Source organism: Xanthomonas hydrangeae (assembly GCF_032697525.1).
Lineage (GTDB): Bacteria > Pseudomonadota > Gammaproteobacteria > Xanthomonadales > Xanthomonadaceae > Xanthomonas > Xanthomonas hydrangeae.
The window spans coordinates 4,403,623-4,423,919 of record NZ_CP103836.1; the positions used below are offsets into that span (position 1 = coordinate 4,403,623).

Annotated in this window: 12 protein-coding genes; 2 read left to right on the forward strand and 10 right to left on the reverse strand. The window is 64.1% G+C overall.

Annotation, left to right across the window (positions count from 1 at the left end):
* Window positions 1–56: 56 nt before the first annotated feature.
* Together acnB and NYR97_RS18760 are read left to right on the forward strand one after the other, a co-directional pair.
* On the forward strand, window positions 57–2,648 hold the full coding sequence (gene acnB, locus NYR97_RS18755; protein ID WP_316695236.1) for a bifunctional aconitate hydratase 2/2-methylisocitrate dehydratase: 2,592 nt from the start codon (window positions 57–59) through the stop codon (window positions 2,646–2,648).
* Window positions 2,649–2,844: 196 nt separating this feature from the next.
* The gene (locus NYR97_RS18760; protein ID WP_316695237.1) at window positions 2,845–3,693 is read left to right on the forward strand and encodes an alpha/beta fold hydrolase; all 849 of its coding nucleotides are present in this window, start codon (window positions 2,845–2,847) and stop codon (window positions 3,691–3,693) included.
* Window positions 3,694–4,350: 657 nt separating this feature from the next.
* Here NYR97_RS18760 and NYR97_RS18765 read toward each other — a convergent pair.
* From NYR97_RS18765 to NYR97_RS18810, 10 genes are all read right to left on the reverse strand, one after another.
* Window positions 4,351–6,693 (reverse strand): EAL domain-containing protein, encoded by a 2,343-nt coding sequence (locus NYR97_RS18765; protein ID WP_316695238.1) that lies wholly within the window; start codon window positions 6,691–6,693, stop codon window positions 4,351–4,353.
* A 6-nt stretch (window positions 6,694–6,699) separates the two neighbouring features.
* Window positions 6,700–7,776: a protein-glutamate methylesterase/protein-glutamine glutaminase gene (locus NYR97_RS18770; protein ID WP_006448344.1), complete on the reverse strand. Its 1,077-nt coding sequence runs from the start codon at window positions 7,774–7,776 to the stop codon at window positions 6,700–6,702.
* Window positions 7,773–8,369: a chemoreceptor glutamine deamidase CheD gene (gene cheD, locus NYR97_RS18775; protein WP_006448345.1), complete on the reverse strand. Its 597-nt coding sequence runs from the start codon at window positions 8,367–8,369 to the stop codon at window positions 7,773–7,775. The genes NYR97_RS18770 and cheD overlap by 4 nt, the downstream gene beginning before the upstream one ends.
* Window positions 8,366–9,229, reverse strand: a complete 864-nt coding sequence (locus tag NYR97_RS18780; protein ID WP_023903866.1) for a CheR family methyltransferase — start codon at window positions 9,227–9,229, stop codon at window positions 8,366–8,368. Before NYR97_RS18780 ends, cheD begins: the two co-directional genes overlap by 4 nt.
* Window positions 9,230–9,471: 242 nt before the next feature.
* On the reverse strand, window positions 9,472–11,850 hold the full coding sequence (locus tag NYR97_RS18785; protein WP_316695239.1) for a methyl-accepting chemotaxis protein: 2,379 nt from the start codon (window positions 11,848–11,850) through the stop codon (window positions 9,472–9,474).
* An 84-nt stretch (window positions 11,851–11,934) separates the two neighbouring features.
* On the reverse strand, window positions 11,935–12,318 hold the full coding sequence (locus tag NYR97_RS18790; protein WP_005993867.1) for a hypothetical protein: 384 nt from the start codon (window positions 12,316–12,318) through the stop codon (window positions 11,935–11,937).
* A gap of 312 nt (window positions 12,319–12,630) precedes the next feature.
* On the reverse strand, window positions 12,631–13,116 hold the full coding sequence (locus NYR97_RS18795) for a chemotaxis protein CheW (protein ID WP_006451575.1): 486 nt from the start codon (window positions 13,114–13,116) through the stop codon (window positions 12,631–12,633).
* A gap of 147 nt (window positions 13,117–13,263) precedes the next feature.
* Window positions 13,264–14,049: a flagellar brake protein gene (locus NYR97_RS18800; RefSeq protein WP_316695240.1), complete on the reverse strand. Its 786-nt coding sequence runs from the start codon at window positions 14,047–14,049 to the stop codon at window positions 13,264–13,266.
* An 818-nt stretch (window positions 14,050–14,867) separates the two neighbouring features.
* Complete coding sequence (locus NYR97_RS18805; protein WP_316695241.1) at window positions 14,868–17,540, reverse strand: methyl-accepting chemotaxis protein; 2,673 nt, start codon at window positions 17,538–17,540, stop codon at window positions 14,868–14,870.
* A gap of 349 nt (window positions 17,541–17,889) precedes the next feature.
* Window positions 17,890–20,148, reverse strand: a complete 2,259-nt coding sequence (locus tag NYR97_RS18810) for a methyl-accepting chemotaxis protein (RefSeq protein ID WP_316695242.1) — start codon at window positions 20,146–20,148, stop codon at window positions 17,890–17,892.
* Window positions 20,149–20,297 lie beyond the last annotated feature (149 nt).

The following is a 20,297-nucleotide window of genomic DNA, read 5'->3' on the forward strand; positions in this document are numbered from 1 at the left end:
CGCATTTACACATTCACGTTTTACACATTCACACGTTGTCTTTTCGGAGAATCCGCATGTTGGAAGCCTATCGCCACCACGTTGCAGAGCGCGCCGCGCTCGGTATCCCGCCGCTGCCGCTGACCGCGCAGCAGACCGCCGAGGTCATCGAGCTGCTCAAGGCCCCGCCTGCGGGTGAAGCGGAGTTCCTGGTCGAGCTGCTCAGCCAGCGCGTGCCGGCCGGTGTCGACGACGCCGCCAAGGTCAAGGCCTCGTACCTGGCCGCGCTGGCGTTCGGCACCGAGACCACCTCGCTGATCAACCCCACGCGTGCGACCGAGCTGCTCGGCACCATGCTGGGCGGTTACAACATCCAGCCGCTGATCGACCTGCTCGACAACGCCGAGCTGGGCGCCACCGCCGCCGAGGCGCTCAAGCACACCTTGCTGGTGTTCGATGCCTTCCACGACGTGCAGGAAAAGGCCGAGGCCGGTAATGCGCACGCCAAGGCCGTGCTGCAGAGCTGGGCTGAGGGCGAGTGGTTCACCAGCAAGCCGGAAGTGCCGCAGAGCCTGACCGTCACCGTGTTCAAGGTGCCGGGCGAGACCAACACCGACGACCTGTCGCCGGCCCCGGATGCGACCACGCGCCCGGACATCCCGCTGCATGCGTTGGCAATGCTCAAGAACGCCCGCGACGGCGCGGCGTTTGTGCCGGAAGAAGACGGCAAGCGCGGCCCGATCCAGGCCATTGCCGATCTCAAGGACAAGGGCCATCTGGTCGCCTATGTGGGCGACGTGGTCGGTACCGGTTCCTCGCGCAAGTCGGCCACCAACTCGGTGCTGTGGTGGACCGGCGAGGACATTCCGTTCATTCCGAACAAGCGCTTCGGCGGCGTGTGCCTGGGCGCGAAGATCGCGCCGATCTTCTATAACACGATGGAAGATGCGGGCGCATTGCCGATCGAGCTGGACGTGTCGCAGATGGAGCACGGCGATGTGGTCGAGCTGCGTCCGTACGACGGCAAGGCGCTGAAGAACGGGCAGGTGATCGCCGAGTTCGCGATGAAGTCGGACGTGCTGTTCGACGAAGTGCGCGCCGGTGGCCGCATTCCACTGATCGTGGGCCGTGGTCTCACCGCCAAGGCGCGCGAATTCCTGGGCCTGCCGGCGTCTGACCTGTTCCGTCTGCCGATGGTGCCGCCGGATACCGGCAAGGGCTTCTCGCTGGCGCAGAAGATGGTCGGCCGTGCCTGCGGTCTGCCGGAAGGCCAAGGCATGCGCCCGGGCACCTATTGCGAGCCGAAGATGACCTCGGTGGGCTCGCAGGACACCACCGGCCCGATGACACGCGACGAGCTCAAGGACCTGGCCTGCCTGGGTTTCTCGGCCGATCTGGTGATGCAGTCGTTCTGCCACACCGCCGCTTACCCGAAGCCGGTCGACGTCAAGACCCACCACACCTTGCCGGAGTTCATCTCCACCCGTGGCGGCGTGTCGCTGCGTCCGGGCGATGGCGTGATCCACAGCTGGCTCAATCGCATGCTGCTGCCCGACACCGTTGGTACCGGTGGCGACTCGCACACCCGCTTCCCGATCGGTATCTCGTTCCCGGCCGGCTCCGGCCTGGTGGCGTTCGCCGCTGCCACCGGCGTGATGCCGCTGGACATGCCCGAGAGCGTGCTGGTGCGCTTCAAGGGTGAAATGCAGCCGGGCGTGACCCTGCGTGACCTGGTCAACGCGATCCCGCTGTATGCGATCAAAGACGGTTTGCTGACCGTGGCCAAGCAGGGCAAGAAGAACATCTTCTCCGGCCGCATCCTGGAAATCGAAGGCTTGCCGAACCTGAAGGTGGAGCAGGCGTTCGAGCTGTCCGACGCCTCGGCCGAGCGTTCGGCCGCAGGTTGCACCGTGCACCTGGACAAGGCGCCGATCATCGAATACCTGACCAGCAACATCACTCTGCTGCGCTGGATGATTGCCGAAGGCTATGCCGATGCGCGCACGCTGGGCCGCCGCATCAAGAAGATGGAAGAGTGGCTGGCCGATCCGCAGCTGCTGCAGCCCGATGCCGACGCCGAATACGCGGCGGTGATCGAGATCGACCTGGCCGACATTCACGAGCCGATCGTGGCGTGCCCGAACGACCCGGACGACGTCAAGACACTGTCCGAGGTTGCCGGTGCGGCGATCGACGAGGTGTTCATCGGTTCGTGCATGACCAACATCGGTCACTTCCGTGCCGCTGCCAAGTTGCTGGAAGGCAAGCGCGATATCCCGACCCGTTTGTGGGTTGCGCCGCCGACCAAGATGGACGCCTCCGAGCTGACCAAGGAAGGCCATTACGGCACCTTCGGCGCGGCCGGCGCACGCATGGAAATGCCGGGCTGCTCGCTGTGCATGGGCAACCAGGCGCAGGCACGCGAGGGCGCCACGGTGTTCTCCACCTCCACGCGTAACTTCCCGAATCGTCTTGGTCGCAACACCAACGTATATCTGGGTTCGGCAGAGTTGGCCGCGATCTGCTCGCGTCTGGGTCGCATCCCGACCAAGGACGAGTACATGGCCGATGTGGGCGTGATCAAGACCAGTGGCGACCAGATTTATCGCTACATGAACTTCGATCAGATCCAGGAATATCAGGATGTCGCAGATACCGTCGCTGCCTGATTCAGAGAGTTGATCAGGTGTTCGAAAACGCCCGGCAATGCCGGGCGTTTTTCGTTATTCGGGCGGTCACTTCGCTTTGCCTGCATGATGCCGGAAGTTAAAGCCAATAGCAGTTAACTCGCCTGTCGCGTTGCAATAAAAATCTGAAGTGCAGGGGACTAGAGTGGCGCCGCTCCCATGGCTCTCATGATTTCCAATGCCTATTTGCACGATCGCTGGTCAAACGCTGCACTACGCACAATACGGTCAAGGGTTTCCGGTGTTGCTTGGCCACAGTTACCTCTGGGATGCGGCCATGTGGGAGCCGCAGATCCAGGCGCTTTCGCAGCACTATCGGGTCATCGTTCCCGAGTTGTGGGGACACGGACAATCGGCAGCATTGCCGGCAGGCACGCAGACGGTGGGAGATCTTGCCGAGCAGATGCTGCTGTTGCTGGATGAATTGGAACTGCCGCACTGCGCGGTGGTCGGTTTGTCGGTCGGTGGCATGTGGGGCGCAGAGCTCGCGTTGCTTGCGCCGGAGCGCGTGCGCAGCCTGGTGTTGATGGATACCTTCCTGGGTGCAGAGCCGCAGGCCACGCAAACACGTTATTTCGGTCTGCTCGATGCGATCGAAGCGGCAGGGCAGGTGACGCCTGCGTTGATCGAGGCGATCGTGCCGATCTTTTTCCGTCCCGGGATCGATCTGAATTCCGCGCTGCCGGCTGCGTTTGCACAACGATTGGCGGCGATGTCGGCCGAGCAGCTGCGCGCATCGGTGGTGCCGATGGGCAGGTTGATCTTCGGGCGTGCCGATCGGTTGGAGGCGATGTCGGCGCTGAACCCCGCAAACACGTTCTTGCTGGGCGGCGAATACGATATTCCGCGCCCGCCTGAAGAGCTATGGCTGATGGCCGAAGTGATCGGCTGCGATTACGAGTTGGTGCCCGATGCCGGGCATATCGCGTCGCTGGAGAATCCGGCGTTCGTTACTGCGCAGTTGTTGGGTTGGTTGAAGCGGACAGTGGGGCAAGGTGTTGGCATGGTTGCTGAGAGCTACGCTTGAGGCAGCGCTCAGAAGGATGGTCCTAAGCGACGTAGGTCGGGCGCGCGGTGTCCTCACCGCTTGCGGGACACGCCGTGAATCCATCCCTGGAGGCTCGGTGGCGGCATCCATGCCGCCACACGCTCCCGCAAGCGGTGAGGACACCGCACCAGGGAGTTGGTCGGTGGTTGGATGAAAGCCTGCCTGTAGTCGCGTTGCGTTTTGCGTTGCGAAGCTGATCGGCCGCGGCGTTACCGAACACCGCATGTCTTGCATCGCTTGCACCACGCACACCGATCATCTCGACTGGTCCTTGCCCGCCCACCGTCGCGGGACCTTACGCGGCATGGATGCCGCGTAAGAGCCTACATGGATGTACTTGCGGCGTGTCCCGCGACGGTGGGCGGGCAAGGGCCCTGCAGCCAAAGCAACGGCCCTGCAGCCAAGGGACTTGCAGCCAATCCGCAGATCAACCGCTCTGCAGCCTACGCATGCATAGCATCCAAGCTTCCGAAGATAATCGAGATCTCACCGCCTTGCAGTGGCTGACCAAACGTCGCGAGCAAGGGGCACGTGAGCGTGGACGGCGCACTCAAAAGTGGTATGTACGCGTGGTACATGCCGCATCGAGCAACAGCGGCGCTCGTCTGATGGCCACGAAGTACAGGGTCGGCCGCTCTAAGGCTGCGCGCCCAACCAGGCTTCCAATGCTGCAGCCGGCAGCGGCCGTGAGAACAGATAGCCCTGCAGCACTTCGCAGCCCAGGTCGGCGAGGAACAAGCGCTGCGCTTCGTTTTCCACGCCTTCTGCAACCACATGCTTGCGCAGATGCTCGCCGATGCGCAGCACCGAGGTGGTGAGCGCGCGAGCGTCTTCGCTGTGTTCGATATCGCGCACGAAGCTCATGTCCAGCTTGAGTTCGTCGATCGGCAGACGATGTAGATGGCTCAGGCTTGAATAGCCGGTGCCGAAGTCGTCCAGCGATAACGAGATGCCGGCTTCGCGGATGGCGTGCAGGTTTTCCAGCACGCCGGGTTGCCCCGAGAGCATCACGCTTTCGGTCATTTCCAATGTGAGATCGGAGGGCAGCACGCCCATGTCGGCGATGAGTCTGAGCAGGTCGCTGAGCATGCGCGGACTTTCGAAACTGCTGGCCGACAGATTCACCGATACACGGGCCACCGGTACGCCGCGTTGGCGCCAGTCGGCGACCTGCTGGCAGGCGCGGCGCAGTACCCAATCGTTGAGCTGCGGCATCATGCCTTGTTCTTCGGCCACGGGCAGAAACCGTGCCGGCGACACCGCGCCGAGTTGCGGGTGGTTCCAGCGCAGCAGCGCTTCCACGCCATACAGCGCGTGCGGTGCGGCGCTGTGCAGCTGCGGTTGATAGTGCAGTTGCAACTGATCGCGCCCGATGGCCTGGCGCAGCTCCGCTTCCAGCGCAACGCGCTCCTGCGCCATGCGATTCATGTCGGCGCTGAAGAAGCGGAACCGTCCGCCGCCTTCCTGCTTGGCGCGATTCATCGCCAGATCGGCATGCCGCAACAGGATGTTGATGTCGCGACCGTCCTCGGGAAACATCGCCACGCCCACGCTGGCAGATGGATGCACGGTCATGTGGCCGACCGGCAACGGCACGGCGATGGTGCAGAGCAGCCGCTCCGCGGCGGCACTGGCCTGTTCGGCACTGCATTGCGGCAGGGCGAGCGCGAATTCGTCGCCGGCCAGGCGCGCCAGCATGGCGGTGGCGGTGAGTTGTTCGCCGATGCGTAATGCGATGTCGCGCAACAGGCCATCGCCTGCGGCGTGGCCCTGGCTGTCATTGATCAGCTTGAAGCGGTCGATGTTGATGAACATCAACGCGGCCGGTTCGCTGGCGTATTCGGCCTGCGTCAACGCCTGCTCGGCGCGTGCGCTGAACATGATGCGGTTGGGCAGGCCGGTCAGCGCATCGTAGAACGCGAGCTGATGCACGCGTTGGCGGATCTGTTCGCGTTCCAGCGCCAGCGTGCACAACTGTTGGCACAGATCGGTGAGCCGCACATGCCAGGCATCGGCACGTTGTGCCTTGCGGTAATACAGCGCGAAGGTGCCGAGCACGCGCGAGCTGTTGGAGCGGATCGGCGTGCTCCAGCAGGCGCGCAGGCCCATCGGCAGCAGCAGGTCGCGGTACGGTGCGAACAGCGGGTCGGTGGCGATGTCTTCCACCATGACCGCGCGCCCACGCCAGGCGGCGGTACCGCAGGCGCCTGCGCCCGGCGCGATCTTCAACCCGTTCACTGCATCGGCGTATTCGGGCGGCAGGCTGGGGGCGGCCAGCGAATGCAGGCAGCCCTGGTTGTCCGCGCTCATCACCGTGGCCAGCACGTCCGGTGCGATGCGTTCGACCTCGGTGCAGATCAAGGTCATCACCTCGATCAGCGGGCGCTCCTGCACCAGCGCCTCGAGCACGCGGTGCTGCAGCACCTCGTGCATCTTGGTGTCGGTGATGTCGGTCAGCACCGCCACGTAATGCGATGGCAGATGCCTGGCGTCGTAGATCGGATTGAAGTTGAGCGAGATCCACAGCGGCGTGCCGTCCTTGCGATAGACCAGTAGGTCGGCCTGGGTCTGCTGCAAGGCGTCGGCACGATCGCGGATGCGCGCCACCTCGCCCTGGTCGCTTTGCGCGCGGGTAAGCACGTCCGAGGGACGCTTGCCGACCAGTTCGGCCTCGGTGTAGCCGAACATGCGCTGGAAGCCGTCGTTGGCATAGAGCAGGTGCGATTGCAGATCGCAGATCAGGATCGCACTGCTGCTGCCATCCAGCGCTTCGGCCAACAGGCGCGAGCGCGTGGCATCGGGGCGTTCGTCGGGTTTGCCCATGCCGGCAGTGACCGGGCCGGCCTTGATCGACGGTGTGTCGAGTGCACCAAGTTCTGTCGCGCTATCTACCGTTGAATCCGCAGCAGCGACCGGCGTGGTTCCCGGTGCGCCGGGAACTTCCGCCTGGTCGGTCGGAGACGGGGGCAGGGCGCTCATGCCGGATCAGCGTGCCTGCGCCGACAGCGCGATCAAACGCTCGGCAACGCGGTCCAGCGGCACTACTTCCTGCGCGGCGCCCAGCTTGTAGGCGGCACCGGGCATGCCCCACACCACGCTGCTGGCTTCGTCCTGCACCAGCGTGGGCGCGCCGGCCTGCAGCATTTCCAGCAGGCCGCGTGCGCCGTCGTCACCCATGCCGGTGAGGATCGCACCGACCGCATTCGGGCCGGCGTTGGCGGCGACCGAACGGAACAGCACGTCCACCGCCGGCTTGTGGCGATTGACCGGCGGGCCGTCGTCGATGCGGCAGCGCCAGCGGGCACCGTCGCGGATGATGCGCAGATGCTGGCCGCCGGGCGGCAGATAGGCGTGGCCGGGCAGGATCGCTTCGCCATCGCTGGCTTCGCGCACCGACATGGCCGAATGACGGTTGAGGCGCTCGGCAAAGGCGGTGCTGAAGCTGGCCGGCAAGTGCTGGGTCATGACCACCGCCGGTGCATCGGCGGGCATGTGTTCGAGCACCACGCGCAAGGCTTCAGTGCCGCCGGCCGAGGCGCCGATCGCGATCAGGCGGTCGGTGGTGCGGAAGCGCAGCGCGCTGCCGGCCACCGGCGCGGCCTGCATGTCCAGGGTGACCTTGGGCGCGCTGGGGCGATTGAGCGCGCTGACCTTGGCCTTGGAGGCCATCTTGACCTTGCTGACGATTTCTTCGGCATAGCCTTCCAGCCCGCGTGCGACATCGATCTTGGGCTTGGAGATGAAATCCACCGCGCCCAGCGACAAGGCCTGCAAGGTGGTGTCGGCGCCACGCTCGGTCAGCGATGAAATCATCACCACCGGGGTGGGGCGCAGGCGCATCAGGTTTTCCAGGAACACCAGGCCGTCCATGCGCGGCATTTCCACATCCAGCGTGATCACGTCCGGATTGAGGCGTTTGATCTTTTCGCGCGCCAGGATCGGGTCGGCGGCCGAGCCGATCACTTCGATGCCGGCATCGCGCGACAGGATCTCGGTCAGCATCTGACGCACCACCGCCGAGTCGTCGACGATCAATACGCGAACAGGGGTTTCCAGCGTCATTCGAACAACTCCACTCCACCGGTGACCGGTGCTTTGGACAGACGGGCGCGCACGGCAGATTCGGTAGCGGCGACTTCGGCTTCGTGTGCGTGCGGCAACCGCTGCACGACAACGCGTCCGGTCGTCGGGAAGAACCAGACCTTGCGCGGATGGATGCCGCACAGATCCTCGGCAATGATGGGGATGTGCTCGGCCAGCAGATACTGGCGCACGAACTCGGCGTTGCGGGTGCCCACCGGGTTGCTGGTGAAGCCCTTGAGCACGTTGGCGCCACCGAAGACCTTGGCTTCGATCCGCTTGCGATGCGCGCCGCGCTTGAGCATGTCGTTGATCAGCAACTCCATCGCATAACTGCCGTAGCGCGCGGGTGCGCCATCGCCAACCTGGCCTTCCGGCAGCAGGAAATGGTTCATGCCGCCGATCTTCAACACCGGGTCGCGAAGACAGGCCGCAACGCACGATCCCAAGGTGGTCGTCAACGCGGTGTCGTCGTCCACCACCAGGTATTGGGTGGGCAGCAGCTTGGCGGTGATGGTCTGGAACCGCGAGTCGCGGTAGCGCATGACATCGTCGACCTGCACAGCGGTACTCATGTAGCGGCTCCCGCGCGCGGAGCGCGCCGATACAGCGTGCGCCCGCACGGCTGGATCAGGTCGGCCGCGTGCAGGTAGTTCTCCGAGTGCCCGGTGTAGAGCAGGCCGTCGTCGCCCATGTGGCTGACCAGACGCGACAGGATGCCGCGCTGGGTGGGCTTGTCGAAATAGATCATCACGTTACGGCAGAACAGCGCCGCATACGGGCCGCCGACGTCGTAGCGCGGCGACAGCAGATTCAACTGCTTGTATTCGATGAGCTGGCGCAGCGCCGGAATGACCCGGCACTTGCCTTCGTTGGGGCCGCTGCCGCGCTGGAAATACTTGCGCTTGATCGATGCATCCAGCGAGGCGACGCGGTCAATGGCGTAGACGCCGCGCGAGGCGGTTTCCAGCACCTGGGTATCGACGTCGGTGGCGATGATGCTCACCGGTGGCGTCAGCGAGCCGAAGGCTTCGCAGGCGGTGATGGCGATGGAGTAGGGTTCCTCACCGGTGGAGGCCGCACACGACCAGATCTTCAGCGGTGCCTGTGAGGCACGCTTTTGCAGTTCTTCGCGCAGCTTGTCGAAGTGATGCGGCTCGCGGAAGAACGAGGTCAGGTTGGTGGTCAGCGCGTTGGTGAACGCCTGCCATTCTTCCTCGTCGTTGCCTGCTTCGAGCTGGTCGATGTAGTCGCGGAAAGAGCGCAGACCGAGCACGCGCAGACGACGCGACAGCCGGCCATACACCATGTCGCGCTTGGCCGGAGCCAGGGCGATGCCGACACGCTGATAGATCAGATCGCAAACGCGTTTGAAATCGCGGTCGCCAAAATCAAATTCGCGTGTGTCTGAAGCGGAAGTCGAGGTGGTCGTCATATCCGTACGCGTCGTTAGCTAGTACTGGATATCGGCCATGTGGTCATGCAACTGAAGCACCAATCTGCGCCGTCGCGGGCGGTTGGGGCCGGTTGCCGAGGATCTGTCGAGCATGGCGCTGCGGCATGGCGCCGGCAGCAGGGGATGACGGCGCAGCTGCGCGTTGCAACAGAGGGCAGAAATACACCGTAGAAACACACCGCCCCCGGCTTGGCCGGGGCGGTGTGGGTGACGGCGGTGAATCAGAACTCCTGCCAGTTACCGTCGGCCAGTGCGGCCTGCGGCTTGGCCTGGCGCGAAGGCGCGGCCGTTGCACGTGCAGCCGGTTTGGCAGCGGTCTTGGCTGCGAGCGGACGTGAGGCAACCGCCACCGGGCGCGCGCGTGCGACCGGCGCGGCGGGCTCGTCCAGCTTGAACACCGAGACTGCTTCGGCCAGGTGACCGGCCTGCTCTTCCATCGAGCGTGCGGCGGCAGTGGCTTCTTCCACCAGCGCGGCGTTCTGCTGGGTGGTTTCGTCCATCTGGGTGATGGTCTGGTTGACCTGTTCGATCCCGGTCGACTGTTCCTGCGAAGCGGCAGAGATCTCGCCCATGATGTCGGTCACGCGCTGCACGCTGGCCACGATGTCGGCCATGGTCGCACCGGCCTTGCGCACCAGTGCCGAGCCTTCGGCGACCTTGTGCACGGAGTCGTCGATCAGTCCCTTGATCTCCTTGGCCGCACCGGCCGAACGCTGCGCCAGGGTGCGCACTTCCGAGGCCACCACCGCAAAGCCGCGGCCCTGTTCGCCGGCACGTGCCGCTTCCACCGCCGCGTTCAATGCGAGGATATTGGTCTGGAAGGCGATGCCGTCGATGACGGAGATGATGTCGGCGATCTTCTTGGACGAGGCTTCGATGCCGGACATGGTGGCGACCACCTGCGAGACCACATCGCCGCCTTGCGAGGCCACACCGGTGGCGCCGATGGCAAGCTGGTTGGCCTGACGGGCGCTTTCGGCGTTCTGCTTCACGGTGGAGGTGAGCTCCTCCATCGAGGCGGCGGTTTCTTCCAGATTCGCTGCCTGCTGCTCGGTACGATGCGACAGATCCTGATTGCCCGAGGCGATCTCGCCGGCCGCCGAGTTGATGGCGGTGGAGGAGACCTTGATGCGCCCGACGATGTCGGCCAGCTGCTCGGCGGTGGCATTGGCATCGTCACGCATCTGCGCGAACACGCCGCTGAATTCGCCGTGCATGCGCACGGTCAGATCGCCACGCGACAGCGCCGACAGCAGCGAGGAAATCTGCTCCAGGCTGGCGGCGTTGGCATCCAGCAAGCCGTTGAGCTGCTGCGCCAGCTGCAGGAAGAAACCCTGCTTGCCGTCGGTTTCCACCCGGCCGCTCATGTCGCCGCTGGCAGCGGTACGCACGATGCGGGCGACTTCTTCTTCGACCTGGACTTCGATGGTGCGGTCGCGCCATTCGCAGACATCGCCGGTGCTTTCGTCCTGCTCGTTCTTGATGACGGTGACGGTCTGCATCATCACGAACTCGCCGTAGCGTTCTTCGAAGCTGGTGATGCCGTCGCGTTCCAGTGCGGCGATGGCCTTGCGCACGGTCGTCTCGGGCAGGCCGAGATAACTGATGTGCTGACCGATGATCTTGCTGGCTTCAAAATCCGACGATGCCAGACGGATGCTGCCTTCGTAATGCGCGACGAGCTTCATGAACGCTTCGTTGGCGTAGATGATGATGCGATCGGTATCGGTGATGAAGGTGGCGGTGGAGGACTTGTCCAGCGCGGTGCGAATGCGCAGGTTTTCGTCGGCAATCTTCTGGTCGCGTTCGATGCGTTCCTTCAGATCGCGCTGCATGCGCTGCATGGAGCGCATCAGTTCGCCCACTTCGTCCTGGCCCTGCACGTTGATCTGGCCATCGAGTTTGCCGCCGGCGATTTCGGTGGCAGTCGAGACGGCGCCGCGCATGCTCTTGACGATGGAACGGGCGAACAGAAACGCCAGGCCCAGGCCGCCGGCGATGCCGAGCAGCAACACCACCATGCTCAAGGTGACCGAGGTGGCGTGGACCTTCTCGGCCTTGCTCTTGGCGGCCTGTGCCAGGCGGTTGTCTTCGACGATCAACGCGGCCAGCGAATCCTTGGCCTTGTTGTGCAGGGTGCGGGTTTCGCCGACGAAGGTGTCGACGGCATCGTCGGGCAGATTCAGTTCGAGCATTTCGTTGACGCTGGCGTAGGAGGCCGAGGCCTTCTTCCAGTCTGCCACGAAGCTCGCAAACAGCTTCTTCTGCTCCGGGCTTTCGATCAGGCGGGGATAGCCCTTGATCGTCGCTTCGATTTCGCCATCGAGCCGCTTGGCGCGGAGCTTGGCTTCCTGCTTCACCGCGTCGCTTGCGCGCACCAGACTTTGATAAGAAGCATTACGGTATTCGCCGAGCATGCCGCGCAGGTCGCCTGCTTCGCGCACGCTGGACATGGTGTTGCCGGCCAGGTCACTGGTGACGTTGTTGAGCGAGGCCAGACCCGAATAAGCGATGATCCCCTGCACCAGCAAGATCAGCAGCACGATGCCGAATGCCAGCATCAGCTTGGGCATCAATTTCAGATTGTTGATCCATTGCATTGACACGATTCCCCGTAGAAGTCAGTCCGCATAAGCGCATACAGCAGATCGCCACGCGCGAGGGCGTGGCGATGTGCGAGGCGATTACTTGATGGTGGCGAGCTTCAGGCTGGCCGGCGAGCTGACTTCGATTTCGGCACGCGAGCTGTCGCGCTGGATCTTGCCGAGGACACAGACGTCCTTGCCTTCCAGGGATTCGGGAGCAAAGCTGAACTTGCCGCGGTTGGCGCCGTCGATACGGGCCGAGAAGGTGTGACGCGGGAACATGCCGCCCATGTACAGGAAGGTGGGTTCGCCTTCCGAGCTCTGCGCGTACTTGGCCTTTTCGACCTTGCCGCACACCATGCCGTCCTTGCCGACGAAGCGGGTGGCCATTTCCGGCGGAATCATTTCCTGCGACTGAGCCGAAAGCGTGGGAGCAACGATGACGAGAGCAGCGACGGGGAGGAGCGAGAGCAGGAACTTCATTGGGATTCTCCAGAATCAAAAGTCGAACGGTGACCCGTTTAAGTGCGCGGGCTTCTATTCAGCTATCGGCTAGCTGCCGTTCAACTTGAATCTAAAAAACGTGATTTCTATCTCACTTCACTCTAGGCGCACGTCTCGTGTCGGGAAGCTCCCGACACCAGATGGTCGTAACAGCGACTGCCGACACCACTGCAGCCCCCAGGCGGGTTTGCTGCGTGCAGAAAGTCGTCGTGTAGCGCGCCACACGACGGCTTTCGTGCTCTGACTAAGCATGCATAACGAGCGCTTGTTACGTGCCTTGATCGCTATACGTCAGGCGGCTTCTTCGGCCAATTGCTGCTGACCGAGTTCGGCGCTGTCCAGCAAGGTTTCGATATCCAGCAGGATCAGCATGCGATCGTCCTGGGTACCGATGCCCGAGATGAAACGGGTGTCGACGGCGGCGCCGAATTCCGGCGTCGGGCGGATCTGGTCGTCGTTGAGCGGGATCACGTCGGAGACGCTGTCCACCACGATGCCGACCACGCGGTCTTCGACGTTGAGCACGATCATGACGGTGAAGGCGTCGTAGCGCGCTTCTTTCAGCCGCAGCTTCAGGCGCAGGTCGATCACCGGCACGATGGTGCCGCGCAGGTTGATCACACCCTTGATGTAATCGGGAGCGTCGGGCAGGCGGGTGACCGAATCGTAGCCGCGGATTTCCTGCACTTTCAGGATGTCCACGCCGTAGTGTTCTTCGCCCAAGGCGAAGCTGAGGAATTCACCACCGGTGCCGGTGGCAGTGCTTTTGTCGTTCATGGAAACTCCGGGCGTTGCGGCTGAGTGTCAGATTGCTGAAAAAATGCGGCAGAAGCGTGCGAAAAAGAGTGTGGAAGAGGTTGCCCTAGCAACATCGGCGCAGCGCACGGCAACTTTAGCGGTGCGCTGTGCACGGTACGGGCGGGTTCAGAACACGCCGCTCTTGCGCGCGTTGCGCTGGCGGTCGACGCGAAAAATATAGCGTTGAATGGTTTCGTCGGCGCCACGCGGCAGATCGCTGAACTGCATGCCGACACGGAAGCCTTCGCTGCCGTTGGGCAGGGACTGCTTGTATTGGCTGCAGACGGTGAGCGGTAGCGTGATCGGCGCGGTGTCGGGCAACTGCAGCGTGCAATTGCGGTAGGTGCGTTGCGGTTCGAGCAGCGGCATGCCGTCCGTGATCGCTACCGCCAGGCCGCCGCTGCTGATGTCGATCACGCGCAGCTGCAAGTTGAGATTGCCGCCCTGTGCGTCGTCCTGACGAATGGTGCAGATGGGCGAATCGGTGATCGGCGTTTCCAGCCGGTACGATTCGCGGCGCTGCATGTGATACATGGCGTCGGGCAATGCAGCGCTGAAGGCGACGTGGATGTCGCGCTCCAGCCGGTCGGGCGTTTCCAGACGGAAACGGATATTGACCCGTTCCAGTTGCGCGTAGCACAGCAGATACTTGGCATCTTCGATGGCGCGGTTGGAAGCCTCGTTATGGCTGCCGTCCAGAATCACGCAGTCGTCGTCTTCGTCCACTTCGAGCACGGCGGTGGGCACGGCCATGTCGCGGCCGGCCACGTGCATGGTCACCACGGCGCGTTGGTCGAGCAGCTGGCGCAGCAAACCACGGATCTGCCGTTTGTTGCGCAGCAGATAGCGCTCGTCGCCTTCGGCAAGGTGATCGGCGTCGTGGTTCAGCTCTGAGGTATCGCCTTGAGACATGAGCACCAGCACAGTGAATGCGGGAATGCGCCCGGACGGTTGTCCCGGCGTCGCCTTGATATCGGCGGCAAAACCAAATCTTTAAGAGCGGCTCATAAAACGACTTGGGCTTGGCTGCAGGGCCCTTGCCGGCCCACCGCCGCGGGACACGCTGCAAGTACGTCCCTGTAAGCTCTTCTGCGGCATCCATGCCGCATAAGGTCCCGCGACGGTGGGCCGGCAAGGACCAGTCGAGATGGTCGGTGTGCATGGCTTTGAATAAAACTGCCAGCAAACTGTCCTGTGCGATGAGGGGACCGCGCCCTCAACGCTGGGGGTTTGCTGCAGGGCCCTTGCCCGCCCACCATCGCGGGACACGCTGCAAGTACGTCCTTGTAAGCTCTTACGCGGCATCCATGCCGCGTAAGGTCCCGCGACGGTGAGCGGGCAAGGACCAGTCCAGATGGTCGGTGCGCACGATTAAGAACAGTGCGTGATGCGCGTTGTTCGATGACGTAGCGCCGGCTCAACGTCCGATGCACATCGCGCGGCAAACAGCTTTTCACGCGACCACCGACCAACGTTCTGGTGCGGTGTCCTCGCCGATTGCGGGACCGTGTGGCGGCATGGATGCCGCCACCGAGCCTCCAGGGACGGATTTACGGCGTGTCCCGCGAGCGGTGAGGGCGCCGCGCCCTCGACTGACTAGGCTTTGGTGCATTTAAACGCCGCCACAACTCGAAATTTTGCTTGTCTCCCTAAGTGGTTGGACAGTGCAGACGGATCATGCTGAGCGGCGAGGGCACCGCGCCCTCGACGCACCGAGCGTTTGCCTTACATCAGTGGTAGGCGTGGCGTGCGTTGGCCAGCAGGGTGCTCAGTTGGTCCTGCTGTTCCAGGCGGAACACCGCCACCGCGTCCACCAGCTGTGCGGCCTGGTCTTCCATCGAGCGCGCTGCGGCGGTGGCTTCTTCCACCAGTGCGGCGTTCTGCTGGGTGGTTTCGTCCATCTGGGTGACAGTCTGGTTGACCTGGGTGATGCCGGCGGCCTGCTCGCGCGAGGCGCTGGTGATCTCGCCCATGATGTCGGTGACGCGCTGCACCGAGCTCACCACCTGCTGCATGGTGTTGCCGGCTTCGGAGGCGAGTGCGGCACCGCTACCGATGCGTGCAACCGAGTCTTCGATCAGGTGCTTGATCTCCTTGGCGGCGCCGGCCGAGCGCTGGGCGAGGCTGCGCACCTCGGAGGCGACCACGGCGAAGCCGCGGCCCTGTTCGCCGGCACGTGCGGCTTCCACTGCGGCGTTCAAGGCCAGGATGTTGGTCTGGAAGGCGATGCCGTCGATGACGCTGATGATCTCGGCGATCTTCTTGGACGAGGTGTCGATGTCGGCCATGGTGGTGACCACGCGGCCGACCACATCGCCGCCCTTGGCCGCCACGCCGGCTGCGTCCAGCACCAGGCGATTGGCCTGGTCGGCGTTGTCGGCGTTCTGCTTGACGGTGGCGGTGAGTTCTTCCATCGAGGCGGCGGTTTCTTCCAGCGCGGCGGCTTGTTGCTCGGTGCGACGCGACAGGTCGCTGTTGCCGGTGGCGATTTCGCTGGCGGCCGAGTTGATCGCCAGCGAGGAGTCCTTGATCCGGCGCACGATGCCGGCCAACTGGTCGGCGGTGGCATTGGCGTCGTCGCGGATGCTGGCGAACACGCCTTGCAGGTCGCCGTCCATGCGCGCGGTGAGATCGCCTTGCGACAACGACGAGAGCAGGGCAGACACGCGCGACAGGCCGTCGGCGTTGTTGTCCAGCAGCACGTTGAGTTGTTGTGCGAGCAGCAGCAGGAAGCCCTGCTTGCCCTCGGTGCCGACGCGCTCGCTCAGGTCGCCAGCGGCGGCGGCCTGCACGATACGCGCGACTTCTTCTTCGACCTGCACTTCCTGGGTGCGGTCGGTCCACTCGACCACAAAGCCCAAGCGTTCGCCGGCCGGGCCCAGTACCGGGTTGACCACCAGCCGCATGGTGCGGCCGCCAATGCGGATCTGCGCGGTGTGGGTGCCGGTGAGTTGATCGAGCATGCGTGCCTGGTGTTCGGGCTTGCGATGGAATTGGTCGATGCTGGCATTGATCAACGCATCGGCATCGAAGTGGGGCAGGTCGCGGCGCAGTTCGTCCTGCACGCTCTTGAGCATGCGTTGCAGCGGGCGGTTGACGTAGATGATGCGGCGATCGGCGTCGGCGATCATCACGTTGGTGCTGACGTCGTCCAGTGCGGTACGCACGCGCAGCGCTTCGCTGGCAATCAGGTGGTCGCGTTCCAGACGCGCACGCAGGTCGTCGCGCATGGTGCGGGCGCTGAGCAGCAGGCGGCCGAGTTCGTCGTGCCGGTCGATCTCGATCGGGTTGTCCAGGCGGCCGGCCGCGACATCGCCCAGCACGCGCTCCACCGCCAGCAACGGGCGGGTGACCATCTTGCGTGCCGCCACAAAGACCACCGCGATGCACAGCGCCAGCACCACCAGCGAGAACAGCAGCATGCTGCCCATCAGCTCGTCCAGCGGGCCGTCGATGGCGCTGCGCGGCTGGGTGCCGATCACCGCCCACTGCCACGGCGCATAGCGCTGGGCGGTGACTTCGAACGCCTGGCTGTTGCCCTTGGCGTCGCGCAACTGCAGGTTGGCGCTGGGCTGCTTGCCGTCCAGCACCGATTGCAACAGCGCCTGCTGCCCGGCCGGTACCAGTGCCGCCAGGGTGGCCTGGGTGCCCGGCGGGGCAGCGATGACCTGGCCCTGATGCTCGCCCGGGGCCATGTCGACGATGACGAAGTAACCGTCCTGGCCGAGCTTGGTGGTGCCGACCTGGGCCTTGAGCGCAGCCAGGCCCTGGGTGTAGTTGCGACCGACGAACAGCGCGCCGATCACCTCGCCGGCGGCATCGCGCAGCGGCTGGTAGTGGGTCATGTACTGCTCGCCGAACAGCTGCGCCTGGCCGGTGAAAGGCTTGCCTTGCGACAACGCGGCGTAGGCCTTGCCCTTGCGGTCGAGCAGGGTGCCGATCACGCGTTCGTTCTGCTTGTTGCGCAACGAGGTGGTGATGCGCACGAAGTCCTCGCCGGTGCGCGCGAAGATCGTCGCGACACCGCCGGTGGCCTGCGCAAAGCGGTCCACCGCGTTGACATTGAGGTTGAGCGCCTGCTTGCCGGCGCGCAGGGACGGGGTGGCCTGCTCGCCGATGGTGACGGTGCTGGCGGTATCGAGCGTACGCGCGCCGCTGGGGAGCATGTCGTCGAACACGCTACCCAGGCGCTGGGTGCTTTCGGTCAGGGTGACGTCGTACATCGCCACCGACTGCTGCATCAGCCGGGTGCTGGAGCGCAGTTCGGCCTTGACCTGGGATTCGATATCGCCAGCGGACTGGCGGTAGATGGTCAGGGCCAGCAGGCCCAGCGAAATGGCGATGACCAGGGTCAACAGCGCGGAGAGCCGGGTGCCAACGGAAAGCCGGTTGAAGGAATGCATGAGGAATCGACCTTGCCCGGGGGAGGGCGTTACGGATGCGTGAAGTCGATAGCGGCCGTCTATGCTCAAAATTGATGTTTTGTGTTGAATTGGGCACAAATTGTCGCGTTCGCTTGGCTCCAGAGCAGGGGGGGCGAGAGTGTTACTTGTTAAGGATGGGTGAGTTTTTACGATCAGGCAGCGTCTACATCCAGCATGCTCATGCGCTGATTTGAAGAAACCTCTCGGCACAAAAAAAGGGCCGCCTCCCTCGCAAGGAAGCGACCCTCAAGATTCGTTGACCACGAATCAAACTACTCTCGAATGCTGTTCTTGGCTGCGGCCTCTGTTGCGGGGTGCGGCGTGTGTCTTAGAACTCCTGCCAGTCGTTCGGCCCGGCCGCCGCGGTCGCCGTGCCGTTGGCGCTGCGACGTGGCGGGGCGATGCTGGTGGCACCGACGGCCGGGCGCGCAGCGAAGCGTGCATTGACCGGCGCAGCCACCATCGACGATGGCTGACGTGCCACCGGGCCTTGCTCGACGATCTTGAACACGGCCACCGCTTTGGTGAGCTGCTGGGCCTGTTCTTCCATCGCGCGGGCGGCGGCGGTGGCTTCTTCCACCAGCGCGGCGTTCTGCTGGGTGGCTTCGTCCATGTGGGTAACGGTCTGGTTGACCTGCTCGATACCGGCCGACTGCTCCTGCGAGGCGGCGGAAATCTCCCCCATGATGTTGGTGACGCGCTGCACGCTGGCGACGATCTCGGCCATGGTCTTGCCGGCCTGGTCCACCAGTTGCGAGCCGTCGGCCACGCGTTGCACCGAGTCGTCGATCAGGCTCTTGATCTCCTTGGCCGCGGCGGACGAACGCTGTGCCAGCGTGCGTACCTCGGAGGCGACCACCGCAAAGCCACGGCCCTGGTCGCCGGCACGCGCCGCTTCCACCGCTGCATTCAAGGCCAGGATATTGGTCTGGAACGAGATGCCGTCGATGACGCTGATGATGTCGGCGATGCGCTTGGACGAGGCCTCGATGCCGCTCATGGTGTCGACCACCTTGCTGACCACTTCGCCGCCCTGCGAAGCCACGCTTGCGGCGCCGATGGCGAGCTGATTGGCCTGGCGTGCGCTTTCGGCGTTCTGCTTGACGGTGGAGGTGAGCTCTTCCATCGAGGCGGCGGTTTCTTCCAGGTTGGCAGCCTGCTGTTCGGTGCGCTGCGACAGATCCTGATTACCCGTTGCGATCTCGCTGGCGGCGGCATTGATCGAGGTCGCCGAGTGCTGGATGTGCCCGACGATACCGGCCAGCTGGGTGGCGGTGGCGTTGGCGTCGTCGCGCATCTGTGCGAACACGCCCCTGAAATCGCCGTCCATGCGCGCGGTCAGGTCGCCCGCGGCGATGGCGCGCAAGATGCCCGACAGCGACTGCAGGCTGCCATCGGCGGTGGCCATCAACTGATTGAGGCTCTCGACCATCACGCGGAAATCGAACTGGAACTGCGCCGCATCGCCGCGTGCGCTGAAATCGCCGTTGGCGGCGGACTGCGCCAGCTGCTTGATCTGCTGATTCATCGACGCCAGGTTGGTTTTCACCTGCGCCATGGTGTCGGTCAGCATGGCTTTTTCGCCGGGCAGCGCGTCCATGTCCTGGCTGAGGTCGCCGATCGCATAGCGGCCCATGATCTGCGCCAGGCGCTGCGTGAGCTGGATGTGGCTGTCGACCAGCGCGTTGGTGTCGCCGGCCATGCGGCCGTAGTCGCCCGGGAATGCGCCGGCCTCCATGCGGAAGCTGATCTGGCCGCTGTCGTGGCGCTTGGCCATGTCCAGCTGCGCGGTGATCAGGTTGCGCACCTGCGATTGCATCTTGTCCATCGCCTGCAGCAGGCGGCCGGTTTCGTCGCTGGCCTCGCTGTGCACTGCGTTGTCGAGCTTGCCCTCGGCAATCGCCTCGGCAGCGCGGGTGGCGCGGTTCAACGGGCCGGTGAGGCTGCGGGTGATCATCCAGGCCAGCAGGGCGCTCAGCAGCACCACGGCAACGCCGCCGCCGATCAGCATGCTGCGGCCACGCGCCATCGAGGCACTGGCCTGGTCATAGGCCAACTGGCTGCTCTTGCGTTGCGCGTTCGAGTAGGTGCGGATCGCATCCTGCCAGCGCTGGGTGGCCGGCGCTGCGCGTTCGAGCAGGATCGGCATGGCCTGGTCGACCTTGCCGGCCATCCCCAGCTCGCGGACCTGCTGGTTGTGCGACAGCGCCTGCTCGCGGGTCAGATCCAGCGCGTTGCGCAGCTGCTGGTCGTGCGCATCGGCAGGAAACGCGTAGAGCTTTTCGCGCAGTTCCTTGTAGCGGATGCGCTGGGCATCGATCACTTCGGCGAACTGCCGGTTTTGCTCGTCGGTGGTGGGCAGCACGATGTTGCGCAGATTCAACGAGATGGTGGCATTGGCGTCCAGCATGTCGGTGGCGTACTGGATCATCGCCATGTTGCGGTTGACGATGGTGTCCAGGCGCTCGCGCGCCTGGCTGAGCGTATACAGGCCGGCGGCCACTAGCGCGCACGAGAGAAGGATCAAAACGCCAAAGGCCAGCGAGAGGCGCTTGCCGACGTTGAAGCGGTGCAGGAAGGAATTCATTGAGGGACCTGAGCGGATGTGCCGTTGGGGTGGCAGGACGTACAACGCAGCGCTGGAGCATTGCGTCAGGCGTCATGCCTTGTGTGATGCATGGGTCAGATAACGGCGTTGGACGCGCTGCATTGAGGCAAGCAGAACTGGCTGGTAAA

What these genes read in the sequence shown, in the direction of transcription:
- NYR97_RS18800 (WP_316695240.1), bottom strand. Translation starts at nt 14,049, where the DNA reads ATGTCTCAAGGCGATACCTCAGAGCTGAACCACGACGCCGATCACCTT.
- NYR97_RS18805 (WP_316695241.1), bottom strand. Translation starts at nt 17,540, where the DNA reads ATGCATTCCTTCAACCGGCTTTCCGTTGGCACCCGGCTCTCCGCGCTG.
- NYR97_RS18765 (WP_316695238.1), bottom strand. Translation starts at nt 6,693, where the DNA reads ATGAGCGCCCTGCCCCCGTCTCCGACCGACCAGGCGGAAGTTCCCGGC.
- NYR97_RS18770 (WP_006448344.1), bottom strand. Translation starts at nt 7,776, where the DNA reads ATGACGCTGGAAACCCCTGTTCGCGTATTGATCGTCGACGACTCGGCG.
- NYR97_RS18780 (WP_023903866.1), bottom strand. Translation starts at nt 9,229, where the DNA reads ATGACGACCACCTCGACTTCCGCTTCAGACACACGCGAATTTGATTTT.
- NYR97_RS18810 (WP_316695242.1), bottom strand. Translation starts at nt 20,148, where the DNA reads ATGAATTCCTTCCTGCACCGCTTCAACGTCGGCAAGCGCCTCTCGCTG.
- NYR97_RS18785 (WP_316695239.1), bottom strand. Translation starts at nt 11,850, where the DNA reads ATGCAATGGATCAACAATCTGAAATTGATGCCCAAGCTGATGCTGGCA.
- acnB (WP_316695236.1), top strand. Translation starts at nt 57, where the DNA reads ATGTTGGAAGCCTATCGCCACCACGTTGCAGAGCGCGCCGCGCTCGGT.
- NYR97_RS18760 (WP_316695237.1), top strand. Translation starts at nt 2,845, where the DNA reads ATGCCTATTTGCACGATCGCTGGTCAAACGCTGCACTACGCACAATAC.
- NYR97_RS18790 (WP_005993867.1), bottom strand. Translation starts at nt 12,318, where the DNA reads ATGAAGTTCCTGCTCTCGCTCCTCCCCGTCGCTGCTCTCGTCATCGTT.
- NYR97_RS18795 (WP_006451575.1), bottom strand. Translation starts at nt 13,116, where the DNA reads ATGAACGACAAAAGCACTGCCACCGGCACCGGTGGTGAATTCCTCAGC.
- cheD (WP_006448345.1), bottom strand. Translation starts at nt 8,369, where the DNA reads ATGAGTACCGCTGTGCAGGTCGACGATGTCATGCGCTACCGCGACTCG.